The sequence below is a fragment of the Halomonas rhizosphaerae genome (assembly GCF_030012485.1).
GTDB lineage: Bacteria > Pseudomonadota > Gammaproteobacteria > Pseudomonadales > Halomonadaceae > Halomonas > Halomonas rhizosphaerae.
Genome location: NZ_JASCQQ010000012.1, coordinates 250,318 through 265,088, shown reverse-complemented (window position 1 = coordinate 265,088; position 14,771 = coordinate 250,318). Strand labels below are relative to the sequence as shown.

Genomic DNA, 14,771 nt, shown 5'->3' with positions numbered 1-14,771 from the left:
TTGATCACTCCCGATGTAATGACATGTCCCATGGGTCAAGCACGGGCAGGGGGACCACCGCCTCGCGCTACCGTGGTGCGATATAGGGCCGGCCCGCGGTTAATCCAAGCCTGCCTCGAAAGCCGGCTATTATAGCCTGTCGCGCCGGGCAAGGCCCAGCCCTGCCAGGGCCTGTTGCCCGACTCGCCTGCATCGACAAGGAATATCTCATGAAAGCCGTCATCCTCGACGCCGCCAGCCTGGGGCCCGACATCGACCTGGAACCGATCCGCCAGCACCTCGACACCCTGGACGTGCATGATCAGAGCACGCGCGACCAGGCCGCCGACCGGCTCGCCGGCGCCGAGGTGGCCATCGTCAACAAGGTGGTGCTCGACGCCCAGACCCTCGATGCCCTGCCCGCGCTCAAGCTGATCTGCGTGCTGGCCACCGGCACCAACAACATCGACATGGCTGCGGCCGAACGCCTGGGCATCAGCGTGAAGAACGTCACGGCCTATGGCACGGCCAGTGTGGCCCAGCACACCCTGATGCTGATGCTGGCCCTGGCCACCCGACTGCCCCTCTACCAGCGCGACGTGGCCGAGGGGCGCTGGAACGAAAGCCCCTTCTTCTGCCTGATGGATCACACGACCCTGCAGTTGGAAGGTAAGCGGCTGGTGATCGTCGGCCAGGGCGAGCTGGGCTCGAAGGTGGCCCGCCTGGCCCAGGCCTTCGGCATGCACGTCGACTTCGCCGCCCGCCCCGGCAACGAGGCACATGACAGCCGCCCCGGCCTGCACGACCTGGCGCCCGAGGCGGACGTGATCAGCCTGCACTGCCCGCTTACCGAGGCCACCCGCCACCTGGTCGATACCGCCCTGCTGGCCACCCTCAAGCCCGGTGTGCTGCTCGTCAACTGCGCCCGGGGCGGGATCATCGACGAGGAGGCGGCGCTCGAGGCCCTGCGGCGGGGCCGCCTGGGCGGGCTCGGCGTCGACGTGCTGCCCGTGGAGCCACCGCGCGAGGGGCACCCGCTGCTCGACGCCCTGGGCGAGCCGCTCAACCTGATCGTCACGCCCCACAACGCCTGGATCACCCCCGAGGCCCGCCAGCGCATCGTGGCCCTCACCGCCGACAACCTGCGCGGCTGGCAGGAAGGCTGAGCATGGAGACCCGCATGCTGCACAACTTCGGCTCCATCAATCTCGACCACTTCTATCGCGTTCCCCATCTGGTGCGTCCCGGCGAGACCCTGGCCAGCCGCGACTACCGGGTCGGCCTGGGTGGCAAGGGGGCCAACCAGTCACTGGCCATGGCACGCGCCGGCGGGCGGGTCCGCCACTGGGGGCGGCTGGGTCGCCAGGACGCCTGGGCCCGTGACCTGCTGGGCCGTGCCGGGGTGGAGGTAGAGGCGATCGCCCTGGTCGACGAGCCCAGCGGCCACGCCATCATCCAGGTGGACGACCGCGGCGAGAACGCCATCATCCTCTTCCCGGGCGCCAACCACGGCACCACCGAGCAGGACCTCGACGCGCACTTCGCCGCGGCCTCGCCCGGGGACTGGCTGCTGGCCCAGAACGAGTGCAATGCCCTGCCCCGGGTGCTGGAACGCGCCGCCGAGGCGGGCCTGAACGTCGCCTTCAACCCGGCCCCGATGAGCGATGCGGTGCTCGAGTTGCCCCTGGCCCACTGTCGGCTGCTGTTCGTCAATCGCGGCGAGGCCGCGTGGCTGGCCGGCCTGGACGAGGCCTCCCCGCCCGAGGTCCTGCTGGACGGCCTTGCTCGCCGCCTGCCCGACGGCGAGACGGTGCTGACCCTGGGCGGCGACGGCGCCTGGTACCAGTCCGGCGACGAACGCCACTTCCAGCCGGCCCTGCCTGTCACGCCGCGGGACACCACGGCGGCCGGCGACACCTTCATCGGCTACTACCTGGCCGCCCTGCAGCAGGGACGGCCGGTGACCGACTGCCTGACGCGCGCCGCCACCGCCGCCGCCCTGGGCGTCCAGATCGCCGGCGCCGCCGAGAGCATTCCCGAGGCGACGGCGGTCGAGCGCGCCCTGCGCGACGGCCTTCCCGCGCCCCACCGCCACGACGAGGAGGCACCGTGAGCCATCCGATCATCTTCGACACCGACCCGGGGGTCGACGACGCCCAGGCCATCGCCATCGCGCTGCGCCATCCCGAGATCGACCTGCTGGGGCTGACCACCACCTACGGCAACGTCGACGTGGAGACCGCCACCCACAATGCCCTGCTGCTCTCCGAACTCGCCGGGCGCGAGATCCCCGTCGCCCAGGGCGCCGCGGCACCGCTGGTCAAGGCCCGCCACCCCCCGCCCGCCCATATCCATGGCACCAACGGACTGGGCGATATCGAACTGCCGCCGGTCCAGGGCAAGGCCGATCCCCGCAGCGCAGCGCAGTTCATCGTCGACACCCTGAATGCCCGGCCCGGCGAGGTCACCCTGGTGGCAGTGGGCCCGGTGGGCAACCTGGCCGCGGCCCTGCAGCTCGACCCGACGATCATCGGCAAGGTCAAGCGGGTGGTGATCATGGGCGGCTCGATCCGCGAGAGCGGCAACGTCACCCCGGTGGCCGAGGCCAACATGTTCAATGACCCGGACGCCGCCGCCCGGGTGCTCACCGCCGGCTGGCCGCTGACCCTGGTGGGACTGGACGTCACCCATCGCTGCGTGCTCACCGGCGAGCACATGGCGCGCATCGAGGCCGGCCAGGGCGCCCTCGGCAAGGTGCTGGCGGGCAGCTACGGCTTCTACCGGGACTTCTACCGGGAGTTCCTGGGCATCGATGGCTGCTGTCCCCACGACAGCTGTGCCCTGGCCTGGCTGCTGCGCCCGGAGCTCTTCACCACCAGCCGCGGCCACCTGACCGTGGCGACCGCCGGTGATGCCGAGGGCCAGACGATCTTCGCCCCCGAGGGGCGCGGCTTCATCGAGACGCGCTGGTCCCGCACCCCGCTGGTGGAGGTGTGCCTGGGTGTCGACGGCGAAGCCGTCAGCGACTGGATCGCCGACACCCTGGCCTGACGTCCGAGGGCCGAACCGGTGCGGCGCGCCACAGGCCATGCCGGTTCGGGATGACGCTAGCCGACGTGGAACTCGTCCGGCTCGTGGGTCTCGATCACCTCGAACTCCACATGGGTGACCCGGGCCCCGTCCGGCCCCTTCCATAGCCACTCGGCGAGTCGCTTGACCGCCTCGCGCTTGCCGCACATCAGCACCTCGACCCGCCCGTCCGGCAGGTTGATCGCATGGCCGGTGATGCCGGCCCTGAGGGCCTGCTCCTGGGTCGCCCGGCGGTACCAGACCCCCTGCACCTTGCCCGTCACCAGCGCTCTCGCGCAGCACTTGTCCATGGCCATCTCCTCTGTCGTCGCGATCGGTGGTGCGATCCTTTCTACCAGTCGGGCCACGTGCGGGGCCAGCCCCCGGGCTTCCCGTCCGGGGAGCGATGCCCTAGTCTTATCACTATCCCCGGACGCCACACGGCCACAAGCCCTCCGCGGCCGAGGATCGCCCTACCCGGGCCGAGACAACCACAATGATCATCCTCACGAGGGAGTTCCGCCATGCCGGTCTTCGACCACCCCGAGTTCGACCACCACCAGCAGATCGTCTTCGGCAGCGACGAGGCGAGCGGCCTGCGCGCCATCATCGCCATCCACGATACCGCTCGCGGCCCCGCCCTGGGCGGCCTGCGCATCTTTCCCTATGCCAGTGATACCGAGGCACTGACCGACGTTCTTCGCCTCTCCCGCGGCATGACCTACAAGTCGGCCCTCGCCGACCTGCCGCTGGGCGGCGGCAAGGCGGTGATCATCGCCGACCCGCGCCGTGACAAGACGCCCGAACTGCTGCGTGCCATGGGCCGGCTGGTCGATGGCCTGGGCGGCGCCTACATCACCGCCGAGGACTCGGGCACCGGCGAGGCCGACATGCGGCTCATCGCCGAGGCCACCGAACACGTCGGCGGCCTGCCCCGCCACGGCGCCGCCTCGGGCGACCCCTCGCCGTTCACGGCCTGGGGGGTGTACTGTGCCCTCAAGAGCGCCGTACGCCATGGCCTGGGGCGCGATGACCTGACGGGGGTGCGGGTGGCGGTGCAGGGGGTCGGCAATGTCGGCGCCCACCTGGCACGCCACCTCCATGCCGCCGGCGCCCGGCTGGTGTTGACCGATGTCGATGCCGCCGCCCTGGCCAAGCTCGCCGAGGAGCTCGGTGCCGAGGCCGTGGCACCGGCGGCGATCGCCGATGCCGAGGTCGACGTGTTCGCTCCCTGCGCCCTGGGGGCCGCCCTCTCGGACGCGGTGGTCGACCGCCTGAAGGCCAGGGTAGTCTGCGGGGCCGCCAACAACCAGCTGGCCTCCCCGTCGATCGCCGAGCGGCTGATGGCCCGCGGCATCCTCTATACCCCGGACTACGTGGCCAACGCCGGCGGTGTGATCGAGATCGCCTGGCAGCGTCGCGATGACTACCGCCGCGATGCCGTCATGGCGCATATCGAGGGCATCGGGGCCACCCTGGACGAGATCTTCGCTCGCGCCGACCGCGAGGGCCTGAGTCCCGCCACCGTGGCCGACGATCTGGCCCGGGAGCGTTTCCGTCCCGCCGGCTGAGGCGGACTCGCCTGCTTGGTGTCATGACCCCGAAGGCCGGCCATCGCCGGTCTTCGTTGCGTGGGGCGCTCGGGGGGGCGCGCTCACTCCTCCAGCAGCTCGTGGCGGACCAGCACCGCGGAATTGCGCGGCACCACCGCCTTGCCCAAAGCCAGCAGGTGGCACTTGGTGAAGGCGGCGCCGAACAGCAGGATCAGCGAGCTGTAGTAGACCCACAGCAGGATCATCACCACCGACCCGGCGGCGCCGTAGGTGGAGGCCGTGGCCGTGTAGGCCAGGTAGATGGCGATGCCCCAACGGCCGATCGCGAACAGTACGGCGGTGACCACGGCGCCGACCAGCACGTCCTGCCAGCGCAGCACCACGTCCGGCAATACCTTGAAGATGGTGGCGAAGAGCGCGGCGATCACCGCCAGCGAGACCAGGAACTCGGCGCCGGTGGTCAGCAGCCCGACGAAGGGCAGCAGGTCATCGGCCGCCTTCAGCATTGCCCGTATCACCACCCCGAGTACCAACGACACCAGCAGAATGAAGCCGATGGAGAGCACCACGGTCAGCGACAGCAGGCGGTTCTTGAGGAACTTGAGGGCGCTGTTGCTGCTGGGCCTAGCCGTCACGCCCCAGAGGGTATTCAGCGAGAACTGCATCTGAGCGAAGACGGTGGTGGCACCGACCAGCAGGGCTCCCACCCCGAGCAGCGTCGGCAACAGGCCGGACTCCTCGATGCGCGACTGGGCGACCGCCTGCTCGATGGCGGCAGCGGCGTCATGGCCCATGGTGCCCTGCAGCTGGGCGACGATCTGTCCATGGGCGGCCTCCTCGCCGAGCACCACGCCGATCACCGTGACGGCGATGATCATCGTAGGGGCCAGGGAAAAGAGAGTATAGAAGGCCAGCGAGCCGGCATAGCTGAAGGCGTTGCGCTCCAGCCAGAGCTTGCCCGCCCCCCGCACCACCCGCCACCAGAACAGCCCCGCTTGCCTGATGGTCGTCATGCTCGCCTTGATCATGCCGTTCCCCGCGTCCCCGTCGTTTCCTTCAGCATACCCGAATGTAGCCAGCCCGCCGAGACCGGCCCCAATTGCAGCAGCCGGCGGGCCTGACCATAATGGGCTCCGCCCATCCCGCCCCCTCTTCCCAGGAGCGCCCATGACCGCACGACCGGACGCCGACAGCCCGCCCGACTTCGATTGTCTGGTGTTCATCGGCCGTTTCCAGCCTCCGCACCTGGGGCACCTGGCGGTGATCCGCGAAGCCCTGCGCCACGCGCGCCAGGTCATCGTGCTGGTGGGCTCCGCCTGGCAGGCACGCTCGCTGCGCAATCCCTGGCGCTACGAGGAGCGCCTGCGCATGCTGCGCAGCGCCTTCGAAGAAGAGGAGAATGCCCGGCTCGAGGTCGTGCCGCTGCTCGACGCCCTTTACAACAACGACGTCTGGGTGCGCGACGTCCAGCGCAAGGTGCGCGACATCGCCAGCCCCGAGCACGCCCGTCTGCCGCGTATCGGCCTGATCGGCGCCAGTCGGGGCCAGTCCAGCTACTACCTTGCGCTGTTCCCGCAATGGGAATCGGTCAGCGTGCCCCTAGTGGAAGGCATCTCGGCCAGCCGCATCCGCGATCGACTGTTCCGCTCCGCCTCATCGGCGGAGGATTACCTGAGCACGCACGCCGCCCACGACCTGCCCCCCGGGGTGGTGGCACGGATACGCGACTTCCTGGAGGAGGCGCCCTACGGGCAGCTGGTCGAGGAGCAGCACCTGCTGGACCAGTACCGCCAGGCCTGGTCCCAGGCCCCCTACCCGCCGATCTTCGTTACCGTGAATGCCGTGGTGGTGCAGTCCGGGCATGTGCTGCTGGTCAGGCGTACGGCCGCGCCCGGCAAGGGGCTCTATGCCCTGCCCGGCGGCTTCATCAGCCCCCATGAACGCCTGATGGATGCCTGCCTGAGGGAGCTGCGCGAGCGGGTGCGCCTCAAGGTGCCCGAGGCCGTGCTCAAGGGCTCGTTGCGCGGCCAGCGGCTGTTCGACGAACCCCACCGCAGCTGGCGGGGGCGCACCCTGGCCGAGGCCTTCTACTTTGCTCTGCGTCCCGAACAGCAGCTGCCCCAGCTCAAGCCGGTCCGGGGTGGTGACCATGCGCGCTGGGTCCCCCTGGCCGACCTCGACCCCGAGGGCCTGTTCGAGGACCACTTCTTCATCATCCAGGACTTCCTGGGACTGCCGGCGGATTTCGACCGTCCCTGATGCGCCATGGCAACGCGCCGGCAGCCGGCGCCATCAGGCCTGGAGGAAATCGCGGGGCAACTTCATCATCTGCCGCCACAGCTTCTCGACCCCCGGCTTGTGCACCAGCGAGCAACGATAGAGGCGGATCTCCAGAGGCACGTCCCACTGCTCGCCACCGGCCCGCACCAGGCGCCCATCCTTGAGCTCCTGGCGGATGCAGAAGTCGGGTATCCAGGCCATGCCCATGCCCTGCATCACCATGCCCTTGAGTCCTTCGGCCATGGCCGTCTCGTAGACGGTTCTCAGGCGCATGCGCAAGGGGTCGTTCTTGAGCAGCATGCGCACGCTGCGCCCCAGGAAGGCGCCCTGGGTGTAGGCCAGATAGGGAATCGACTCCTGCCCTTCCAGCGGGAAGCGTGGCCTGCCCTGCGCGTCGGGCAGGCAGACCGGCAGCATCTTGACCTGGCCGATGGAGAAGGAGGGAAAGACCTCGGCATCGAGTTGCATGCTGGCGTAGGGGTCGTAATAGGCGAGCATCAGGTCGCAGTTGCCCTCGCGCAGCACATGGATCGCGTCGCCCACGTTCATGGCCACCAGGCGCGTCGGCAGCTCGCCGAGGCCCTGCTGCAGGCGGGAGATCCACTGGGGGTAGAAGCTCAGCGCCAGGGAATGGGCGGCGACGATATCCAGCGCCTCGTTGGCCATGGCCAGGCCACGCAGGTGGCCGAGGCTCTCGTTGAGCTGCTCGACGATGTTGCGGGCGGTGACCAGGAACAGCTGCCCCTCGGGTGTCAGGTCCACCGGGGTGGTCGAGCGGTCGACCAGGGTCACGCCGACCGCCTGCTCCAGGGAGCGGATGCGCCGGCTGAAGGCCGGCTGGGTGACATGCCGCTGACGGGCCGAGGCGGAAAAGCTGCGCGTACTGGCCAGGGCGACGAAGTCTTCCAGCCACTTGGTCTCGAGGTTCACCAGGACTCCCCAGGATGTCTGCGTGCACGACTCCCCCCGGGAGCCTTCGAAGCCCGCTAATGTACCCCAGCGGCGGCCGGGACCCAAGCTGCCTTACTGGATCGGCGAGAGCAGGTAGGCCGCCCGGGACAGCAGCTTGCGCCACAGGGGACGGCGGGTCAGCTCCTCGAGGGCCACGCGACGGCAGTTGGTGAAGTCATGCTCGAGCATCAGACGCACCTCGGCGGCGAACTGCCGGTCGGGCACGACGGCGGTGATCTCGAAGTTGAGACGAAAGGAGCGGTTGTCCAGGTTGACCGTGCCGACACTGGCGGCGGCATCGTCGATCAGCATCACCTTCTGGTGCAGGAACCCCGGCTGGTATCGGTAGACCCTGACCCCGGCACGCAGCATGTCGGGCAGGAAGGAGAAGGCCGAGAGGAAGACCAGCAGATGGTCGGGGCGTTCGGGCATCATGATGCGTACGTCCACCCCACGCATCGCCGCCAGGCGCAGGGCATCCTGCACCCCCTGGTCGGGCACGAAATAGGGGCTGGTGACCCAGAAGCGTTCGTGGGCGCTGTGGATCGCATGCTGCACCAGCAGGCTCGCCGTCTCCTGATAGTCCGCCGGCCCGGAGGGCACGATCACCACATTCTGGTCGGCGTCTCCGCTCGGCCGGGGCGTCCAGGTCAGGGTGATCATCTCGCCGGTGGCCCAGTGCCAGTCCTCCCAGAAGGCCTCCTGCAGCCCCAGCACGCTGGGGCCGGTGAGCTTGAGATGCGTATCGCGCCAGTGGCCGTGGCGAGGGTGCTGTCCGAGGTACTCGGTGCCGACGTTGAAGCCCCCCAGCCACCCTTCCCGGCCATCGACCACCAGCACCTTGCGGTGGTTGCGGAAGTTGAGCTGGAAGCGATGCTTGAATCCGCGGGAGGAACGGAAGGCGCTGACTTCCACGCCGGCCTCGGCGAGATCGCGGAGGAAGCGATCACCGAGCCCGCGACTGCCGATCTCGTCATACAGGAAGTAGATGCGCACGTCGCGCTCGGCGGCCCGCTGCAGCCGATGCTTGAGCTCGATGCCCAGGGCATCGTCGCGGACGATGAAGAACTGGATGAGAACGTACTCCTCGGCCGCCTCGATCCCGGCGAAGAGGCTGTCGAAGGTGTCCTCGCCGTCGATCAGCAGCTCCGCCCGATTGCCCCGGGTCAGCGGCATCATCGCCAGCTGTTCCACGGCGCGGATGTCCGCATCGCCGGGCTCGGGCAGGTAGGGATCGAAGCGGTCGCGGTAGCGTTCCAGCAGGCGGCGCAGCACGGTGTCGCGCTCGCCCCGGGCCGAGACATAGCCATAGAAGCGCGGCCGGCCGAAGATCCAGTAGGCTGGCACCGCCACGTAGGGCATGGTGATCAGCGAAATGATCCAGGCAATGGCGCCCTGGGAGGTACGGCTGGACATCAGGGCCAGCACCGCCGAGACGAAGCCCAGCAGGTAGGTCAGGAAGATCGCCAGGCCGATCAGCCAGGAAGTCATGGTCGGATCCCCATTCCGTGGGAGGACGGCAGCGCCGTCCGGAAAGCAGTGACTTGCAGCATACCCCCAACGACGACGGCCCCACCAGATGGCGGGGCCGTCGTCAGCACGGGACGATCAGGCGCGCTCGGCGATGATCTCCTTCCACTTGGCGGGACCGGTCTGGTGCACCGAGGTGCCCTGGCTGTCCACGGCCACGGTCACCGGCATGTCCTCCACCTCGAACTCGTAGATGGCTTCCATGCCCAGATCCTCGAAGCCGACCACGCGGGCCTTCTTGATCGCCTGGGCGACCAGGTAGGCGGAGCCGCCCACGGCCATCAGGTAGACCGCCTGATTGTCGCGGATCGCCTCGATGGCCGCCTCGCCCCGCTCGGCCTTGCCGACCATGCCCAGCAGGCCGGTCTCCTCGAGCATGGTGCGGGTGAACTTGTCCATGCGGGTCGCCGTGGTCGGGCCAGCCGGCCCGACGACCTCGTCACGCACCGGATCCACCGGGCCCACGTAATAGATGAAACGTCCCTTCATGTCCACGGGCAGCGGCTCGCCCTTGGCGATCATGTCGACCATGCGCTTGTGCGCGGCATCGCGACCGGTGAGCAGCTTGCCGTTGAGCAACAGGGTATCGCCGGGCTGCCAGGTCCGCACCTCTTCCGGGGTCACGCTGTCGAGGTCGACGCGCTTGACGTTGTCACCGGCCTCGCGGGTGATCTCCGGCCAGTCCTCGAGCTTCGGCGCCGGCAGTGCCGCGGGACCGGAACCGTCGAGGGTGAAGTGGGCGTGGCGCGTGGCGGCACAGTTGGGAATGATCGCCACCGGCTTGTTGGCGGCGTGGGTCGGGAACTCCTTGACCTTGATGTCGAGCACCGTGGTCAGGCCGCCGAGGCCCTGGGCGCCGATGCCGCTCCGGTTGACCCTGTCGAACAGTTCCAGGCGAAGCTCCTCGGCACGATTGGCGGGACCGCGAGCCTGGAGCTCCTGGATGTCGATGGGGTCGAGCAGCGCCTCCTTGGCGATCTCCATGGCCTTCTCGGCGGTGCCGCCGATGCCGATGCCGAGCATGCCCGGCGGGCACCAGCCGGCGCCCATCTTGGGCAGCTGCTCCATCACCCAGTCGACCACGCTATCGGAGGGATTGAGCATGGCGAACTTCGACTTCGCCTCGCTGCCGCCCCCCTTGGCCGCCACATGCACCTCGACGGTGTCGCCGGGCACCAGCTTGTGGTGGATGACGGCCGGGGTGTTGTCACCGGTGTTCTTGCGGGCGCCGTCCGGGTCGGCCAGCACCGAGGCGCGCAGCACGTTGTCGGGCAACTGGTAGGCGCGCCGTACGCCCTCGTTGATCATGTCGTCGAGGCTCCTGTCGGCCTCGAAACGCACGTTCATCCCCACGTGCACGAAGACGGTGACGATGCCGGTATCCTGGCAGATCGGCCGCTTGCCGAAGGCACACATCCGCGAGTTGATCAGGATCTGGGCGATGGCGTCCTTGGCCGCCGGGTTCTCCTCGCGCTCGTAGGCGGCCGCCATGGCGTCGATGAAGTCCTTCGGGTGGTAATACGAGATGTACTGCAGGGCATCGGCGACGCTCTGGATCAGGTCGTCCTGGCGAATCACGGTCATGGGCAAGGAGCTCCTTGGCGTTGTCGGCATGCCTGCGCCGGGGCGCTCGAAGGGCGCAGCGGCGGGGCTTGAACGGCGGGCATTATACCCCACCCCTTTGGCTGTCGACATTGGTATGGCCGAAGGTCTGAGTCTATGGAAGTGAGTTACAGAGGGGAGATAACGGTATAAAACTATCCGGTGGATCAACCCGCTGGCTGGCAGAATGGACAAAGGTAGAGCCGCCGGGAGGCCACCATCACCCGCTCGATGGCCGTGCCGCAGGCGTGGCACGGCAGGCCCTCGCGCTCGAACACGGCAAAGCGCCAGCGCCGCCGACTGGCTCCCCGGGCACGGTCGGCGGCGGCCCACTCGGCCCGATTGGTCACCCCCGCCTGCTCGTAGGCCTGTCGCGTCACTTCCAGGATGCAGGCCGCCAGGCGTGTCAGGGCGCCCTCCTCCAGGTCCCCCGGCCGGGTCGTGAAATGCAGTCCGGCGAAGAACAGGATCTCGGCGCGCAGGTAGTTGCCGATACCGGCGAATAGCGACTGGTCGAGGAGCAGCCCGCCCAGTCCGCGCCGCCGGAAGCGCGCCTCGAGAAGCCTCGCCCTGGCCTGCTCCATCGTCACGCCGTGCGTCAGCAGGTCGGGGCCGAGTCGCGACAGGAAGGGGTGGTCGCCAAGCCTCTCCCCGTCCCATAGGGAGACGTCCGAGGCGCTGAAGAGGCTCGCCGCCCTGCCCTGCGCCACCAGGCGGACACGCAGCGAACGGTTGGTGTCCGGCTCGCGGTCGGCCGCGTGCAACTTCCAGACCCCGTAGAGCTGGTTGTGGGAGTAGAGCACGCGGTTGTCGTCGAAGCGCGTCAGCAGCGCCTTGCCCCAGCTGTCCACGGCGATGACCTCGCGCCCGATCAGCGAGGCGGCCTGCCCGGCCAAGTCGGGAAAGGCGAACCAGGCATCGTCGAGCCGCCGGCCGGCAATCTGGCGATGCACGCGGTCCGCGGCACGACGGATCTCGGGGCCTTCGGGCATGGCGGGCGCCCGTCAGGCGGACCCCAGGAGCAGCTGGCGCTCCTTGAGCTCGTGCAGGCGGTCGCGCAGCCGGGCGGCTTCCTCGAACGCCAGGTTCTGCGCCGCCTCGTGCATCCCGTCCTCGGTTCGCGAGATCTCCTTGAGCAGTTCGCTCGGTGACAGCTCCGCAGGGTCGTAGAGGGCCTCGCGCTCGGCCACCTTGCGCTCGCCCTTGCGTCCCTTCTTCTTCCCCGGGGCCTGGGCGGCCTCCATGATGTCGGCCACCGAGCGCGTCACCGTGGTCGGCGTGATGCCGTGGGCCTCGTTGTGGGCGACCTGCTTGTCGCGGCGGCGCTGGGTCTCGTCCATGGCGCGGCGCATGGAGTCGGTGATCCGGTCGCCGTAGAGGATCGCCTTGCCGTGGGCGTTGCGTGCCGCCCGGCCCATGGTCTGGATCAGCGAGCGCTCGTTGCGCAGGAAGCCCTCCTTGTCTGCATCGAGGATCGCCACCAGCGACACCTCGGGGATGTCGAGTCCCTCGCGCAGCAGGTTGATCCCCACCAGGACGTCGAACTTGCCCAGGCGCAGGTCACGGATGATCTCTACCCGCTCCACGGTGTCGATATCGGAGTGGAGGTAGCGTACCCGCACGTCGTGCTCATCCAGGTACTCGGTGAGGTCCTCGGCCATGCGCTTGGTCAGGGTGGTCACCAACACCCGCTCGCCCACCTCGCTGCGCAGACGGATCTCCGAGAGCAGATCGTCCACCTGGGTGGAGGCCGGGCGCACCTCGATCTCGGGGTCGAGCAGGCCGGTGGGGCGCACCACCTGCTCGACCACCTGGCCGGCATGCTCGGCCTCGTAGGGCCCGGGAGTGGCCGAAACGAAGATGGTCTGCGGGCAGATGCGCTCCCACTCCTGGAAGGTCATCGGGCGGTTGTCCAGCGCCGAGGGCAGCCGGAAGCCGTACTCCACCAGCGTTTCCTTGCGCGAGCGGTCGCCCTTGTACATGCCGCCCACCTGGGGAACGCTGACGTGGCTCTCGTCGATGAACAGCAGGGCGTCACTGGGCAGGTAGTCGAAGAAGGTCGGCGGCGGCTCGCCCGGGTTGCGCCCGGAGAGGTAGCGCGAGTAGTTCTCGATGCCGTTGCAGTAGCCGAGCTCGAGCATCATCTCGATGTCGTAGAGGGTGCGCTGCTCCAGGCGCTGGGCCTCGACCAGCCTGTCGTGCTTGCGCAGCCAGTCCAGTCGCTCCACCAGTTCCGCCTTGATCGCATCGATGGCGCCGAGGATGGTCTCCCGGGGCGTGACGTAGTGCGACTTGGGGTAGATGGTCATGCGCGGCACCCGGCCCCGCACCTCGCCGGTGAGCGGGTCGAAGAGGCTGATGGTGTCGATCTCGTCATCGAAGAGCTCGACGCGCACCGCCTCGTCCTCGGCGTCTGCCGGGAAGATGTCGATGACATCGCCGCGCACCCGGTAGGTGCCGCGCCTGAAGTCCATGTCGTTGCGCGTGTACTGCAGCTCCGCCAGGCGACGCAGGAACTTGCGCTGGTCGATCAGCTCGCCGCGGGTGAAATGCAGGCGCATCTTCAGGTACTGGTCGGGATCCCCCAGGCCATAGATCGCCGACACCGAGACCACGATGATGGCGTCGCGGCGCTCCAGCAGCGCCTTGGTCGCCGAGAGGCGCATCTGCTCGATATGGTCGTTGATCGAGGCATCCTTCTCGATGAAGGTGTCCGACGAGGGCACGTACGCCTCGGGCTGGTAGTAGTCGTAGTAGGAGACGAAGTACTCCACCGCGTTGTCGGGAAAGAACGCCTTGAACTCGCCGTAGAGCTGTGCCGCCAGGGTCTTGTTGGGCGCCATGACGATGGTCGGCCGCTGCAGGTGCTCGACCACGTTGGCCATGGTGAAGGTCTTGCCGGAGCCGGTCACGCCGAGCAGCGTCTGGTGCGCCAGCCCCGACTCCAGCCCGCTGACCAGCTCCCGGATGGCGGTGGGCTGGTCGCCGGCGGGCTGGAACTTGGACTGCAGGCGGAAGGGCTTGCTCATGGCGGCTCCAGTGACGGGGCGGGCGCCTGTCTGGCGCCCGGGGTGGGACGAGTTCAGGCCGGGGTCAGGCCTCGGCGGTGCTATCGACGGTGCGGGTGGTCACCTCCACGGTGGACGTGGTCATCAGCCGGTGAATCGGGCACTTGTGGCTGATCTCCTCCAGGCGGACCAGTCGCTCGGGGTCGTCGATGCCATGAAAGGTCATCGCCACGTCGAGCCGGTAGGTCCCGTGGCGCTCCTGGCTGTCGTCCCGGTTGACCGTGACGCTGATCCCCGTCAACGGCCACTGCTTGCGCCGGGCATACATCATGGAAGTGATCGCCTTGCAGGCACCGAGCGAGAGGTCGAAGTAATCATGGGGATCCGGGGCACTGCCCTCCCCGCCATAGGCCACGGGCACATCGACGTAGAGGTCGTCGAAGCCGTCCAGTTCGACCCGCTGGCGGTAGATATGGTTGCGTTCGCTGACGACTTCAATGGTCTTCTTCATCACTTGACCTCGATACCCAGGTTGAGAGATTGCACCGCCTTGATCAGCGCCTCACGCCTGGCGTGTCCTTCCACCTCGGCCCCGTGGCGGCCAACCTCGACACTGTTGACGCCGTCCAGCATCATCAGGGCAGTGGTGATGCGGTTGACCTGATCGGCGTTCTCGACGCCCTGAAAGCTCAATGACTGATGGGCCATGGGCGGCTCCTGACGCGGCATGAATGAGCGGGAAGGTCCGAGTCTAGCATGCCACCCGCCGCCGGGCAGCGCTTGCAATGTCGCCCTCCCG

Annotated in this window: 14 protein-coding genes; 5 read left to right on the top strand and 9 right to left on the bottom strand. The window is 68.5% G+C overall.

Annotation, left to right across the window (positions count from 1 at the left end):
* Nucleotides 1-209 precede the first annotated feature (209 nt).
* Genes QLQ86_RS06900 through QLQ86_RS06890 form a run of 3 tightly spaced genes read left to right on the top strand, consistent with a single transcriptional unit; the run spans nt 210 to nt 3,030 of the window.
* Nucleotides 210-1,145 carry a D-2-hydroxyacid dehydrogenase gene (locus tag QLQ86_RS06900; RefSeq protein WP_282735980.1) on the top strand — a complete coding sequence of 312 codons (936 nt, stop codon included), beginning with the start codon at nt 210-212 and terminating at the stop codon, nt 1,143-1,145.
* Between the two features lie 2 nt (nt 1,146-1,147).
* Complete coding sequence (locus QLQ86_RS06895; RefSeq protein ID WP_326521268.1) at nt 1,148-2,092, top strand: ribokinase; 945 nt, start codon at nt 1,148-1,150, stop codon at nt 2,090-2,092.
* Entirely contained in the window at nt 2,089-3,030 is a 942-nt protein-coding gene (locus tag QLQ86_RS06890; protein ID WP_282816343.1) for a nucleoside hydrolase, read from the top strand. The genes QLQ86_RS06895 and QLQ86_RS06890 overlap by 4 nt, the downstream gene beginning before the upstream one ends.
* 56 nt (nt 3,031-3,086) lie before the next feature.
* Here QLQ86_RS06890 and QLQ86_RS06885 read toward each other — a convergent pair whose 3' ends face one another.
* Nucleotides 3,087-3,359 (bottom strand): acylphosphatase, encoded by a 273-nt coding sequence (locus tag QLQ86_RS06885; RefSeq protein ID WP_282735982.1) that lies wholly within the window; start codon nt 3,357-3,359, stop codon nt 3,087-3,089.
* A gap of 213 nt (nt 3,360-3,572) precedes the next feature.
* On the opposite strand from QLQ86_RS06885, the gene QLQ86_RS06880 reads away from it, so the two are divergent.
* On the top strand, nt 3,573-4,619 hold the full coding sequence (locus QLQ86_RS06880) for a Glu/Leu/Phe/Val family dehydrogenase (RefSeq protein ID WP_282816342.1): 1,047 nt from the start codon (nt 3,573-3,575) through the stop codon (nt 4,617-4,619).
* Between the two features lie 83 nt (nt 4,620-4,702).
* Here QLQ86_RS06880 and QLQ86_RS06875 read toward each other — a convergent pair whose 3' ends face one another.
* Nucleotides 4,703-5,629, bottom strand: coding sequence for a YihY/virulence factor BrkB family protein (locus tag QLQ86_RS06875; RefSeq protein WP_282816341.1), 927 nt, complete (start codon nt 5,627-5,629; stop codon nt 4,703-4,705).
* A 139-nt stretch (nt 5,630-5,768) separates the two neighbouring features.
* Here QLQ86_RS06875 and QLQ86_RS06870 point away from each other — a divergent pair, with 139 nt between their 5' ends.
* Complete coding sequence (locus tag QLQ86_RS06870) at nt 5,769-6,860, top strand: bifunctional nicotinamide-nucleotide adenylyltransferase/Nudix hydroxylase (protein ID WP_282816340.1); 1,092 nt, start codon at nt 5,769-5,771, stop codon at nt 6,858-6,860.
* A gap of 33 nt (nt 6,861-6,893) precedes the next feature.
* Here QLQ86_RS06870 and QLQ86_RS06865 read toward each other — a convergent pair whose 3' ends face one another.
* The 7 genes from QLQ86_RS06865 to QLQ86_RS06835 form a co-directional block, all read right to left on the bottom strand.
* On the bottom strand, nt 6,894-7,811 hold the full coding sequence (locus QLQ86_RS06865) for a LysR substrate-binding domain-containing protein (RefSeq protein ID WP_282735986.1): 918 nt from the start codon (nt 7,809-7,811) through the stop codon (nt 6,894-6,896).
* A gap of 93 nt (nt 7,812-7,904) precedes the next feature.
* Complete coding sequence (gene cls / locus QLQ86_RS06860) at nt 7,905-9,323, bottom strand: cardiolipin synthase (RefSeq protein WP_282816339.1); 1,419 nt, start codon at nt 9,321-9,323, stop codon at nt 7,905-7,907.
* 117 nt (nt 9,324-9,440) lie between these two features.
* Complete coding sequence (locus QLQ86_RS06855) at nt 9,441-10,946, bottom strand: fumarate hydratase (protein WP_282816338.1); 1,506 nt, start codon at nt 10,944-10,946, stop codon at nt 9,441-9,443.
* A 185-nt stretch (nt 10,947-11,131) separates the two neighbouring features.
* On the bottom strand, nt 11,132-11,956 hold the full coding sequence (gene nei, locus QLQ86_RS06850; protein ID WP_282816337.1) for an endonuclease VIII: 825 nt from the start codon (nt 11,954-11,956) through the stop codon (nt 11,132-11,134).
* A gap of 12 nt (nt 11,957-11,968) precedes the next feature.
* Complete coding sequence (gene uvrB / locus QLQ86_RS06845; RefSeq protein ID WP_282816336.1) at nt 11,969-13,993, bottom strand: excinuclease ABC subunit UvrB; 2,025 nt, start codon at nt 13,991-13,993, stop codon at nt 11,969-11,971.
* 64 nt (nt 13,994-14,057) lie between these two features.
* Nucleotides 14,058-14,483 (bottom strand): OsmC family protein, encoded by a 426-nt coding sequence (locus QLQ86_RS06840; RefSeq protein WP_282816335.1) that lies wholly within the window; start codon nt 14,481-14,483, stop codon nt 14,058-14,060.
* Nucleotides 14,483-14,680: a hypothetical protein gene (locus QLQ86_RS06835; RefSeq protein ID WP_282816334.1), complete on the bottom strand. Its 198-nt coding sequence runs from the start codon at nt 14,678-14,680 to the stop codon at nt 14,483-14,485. Before QLQ86_RS06835 ends, QLQ86_RS06840 begins: the two co-directional genes overlap by 1 nt.
* Between the last annotated feature and the right edge of the window lie 91 nt (nt 14,681-14,771).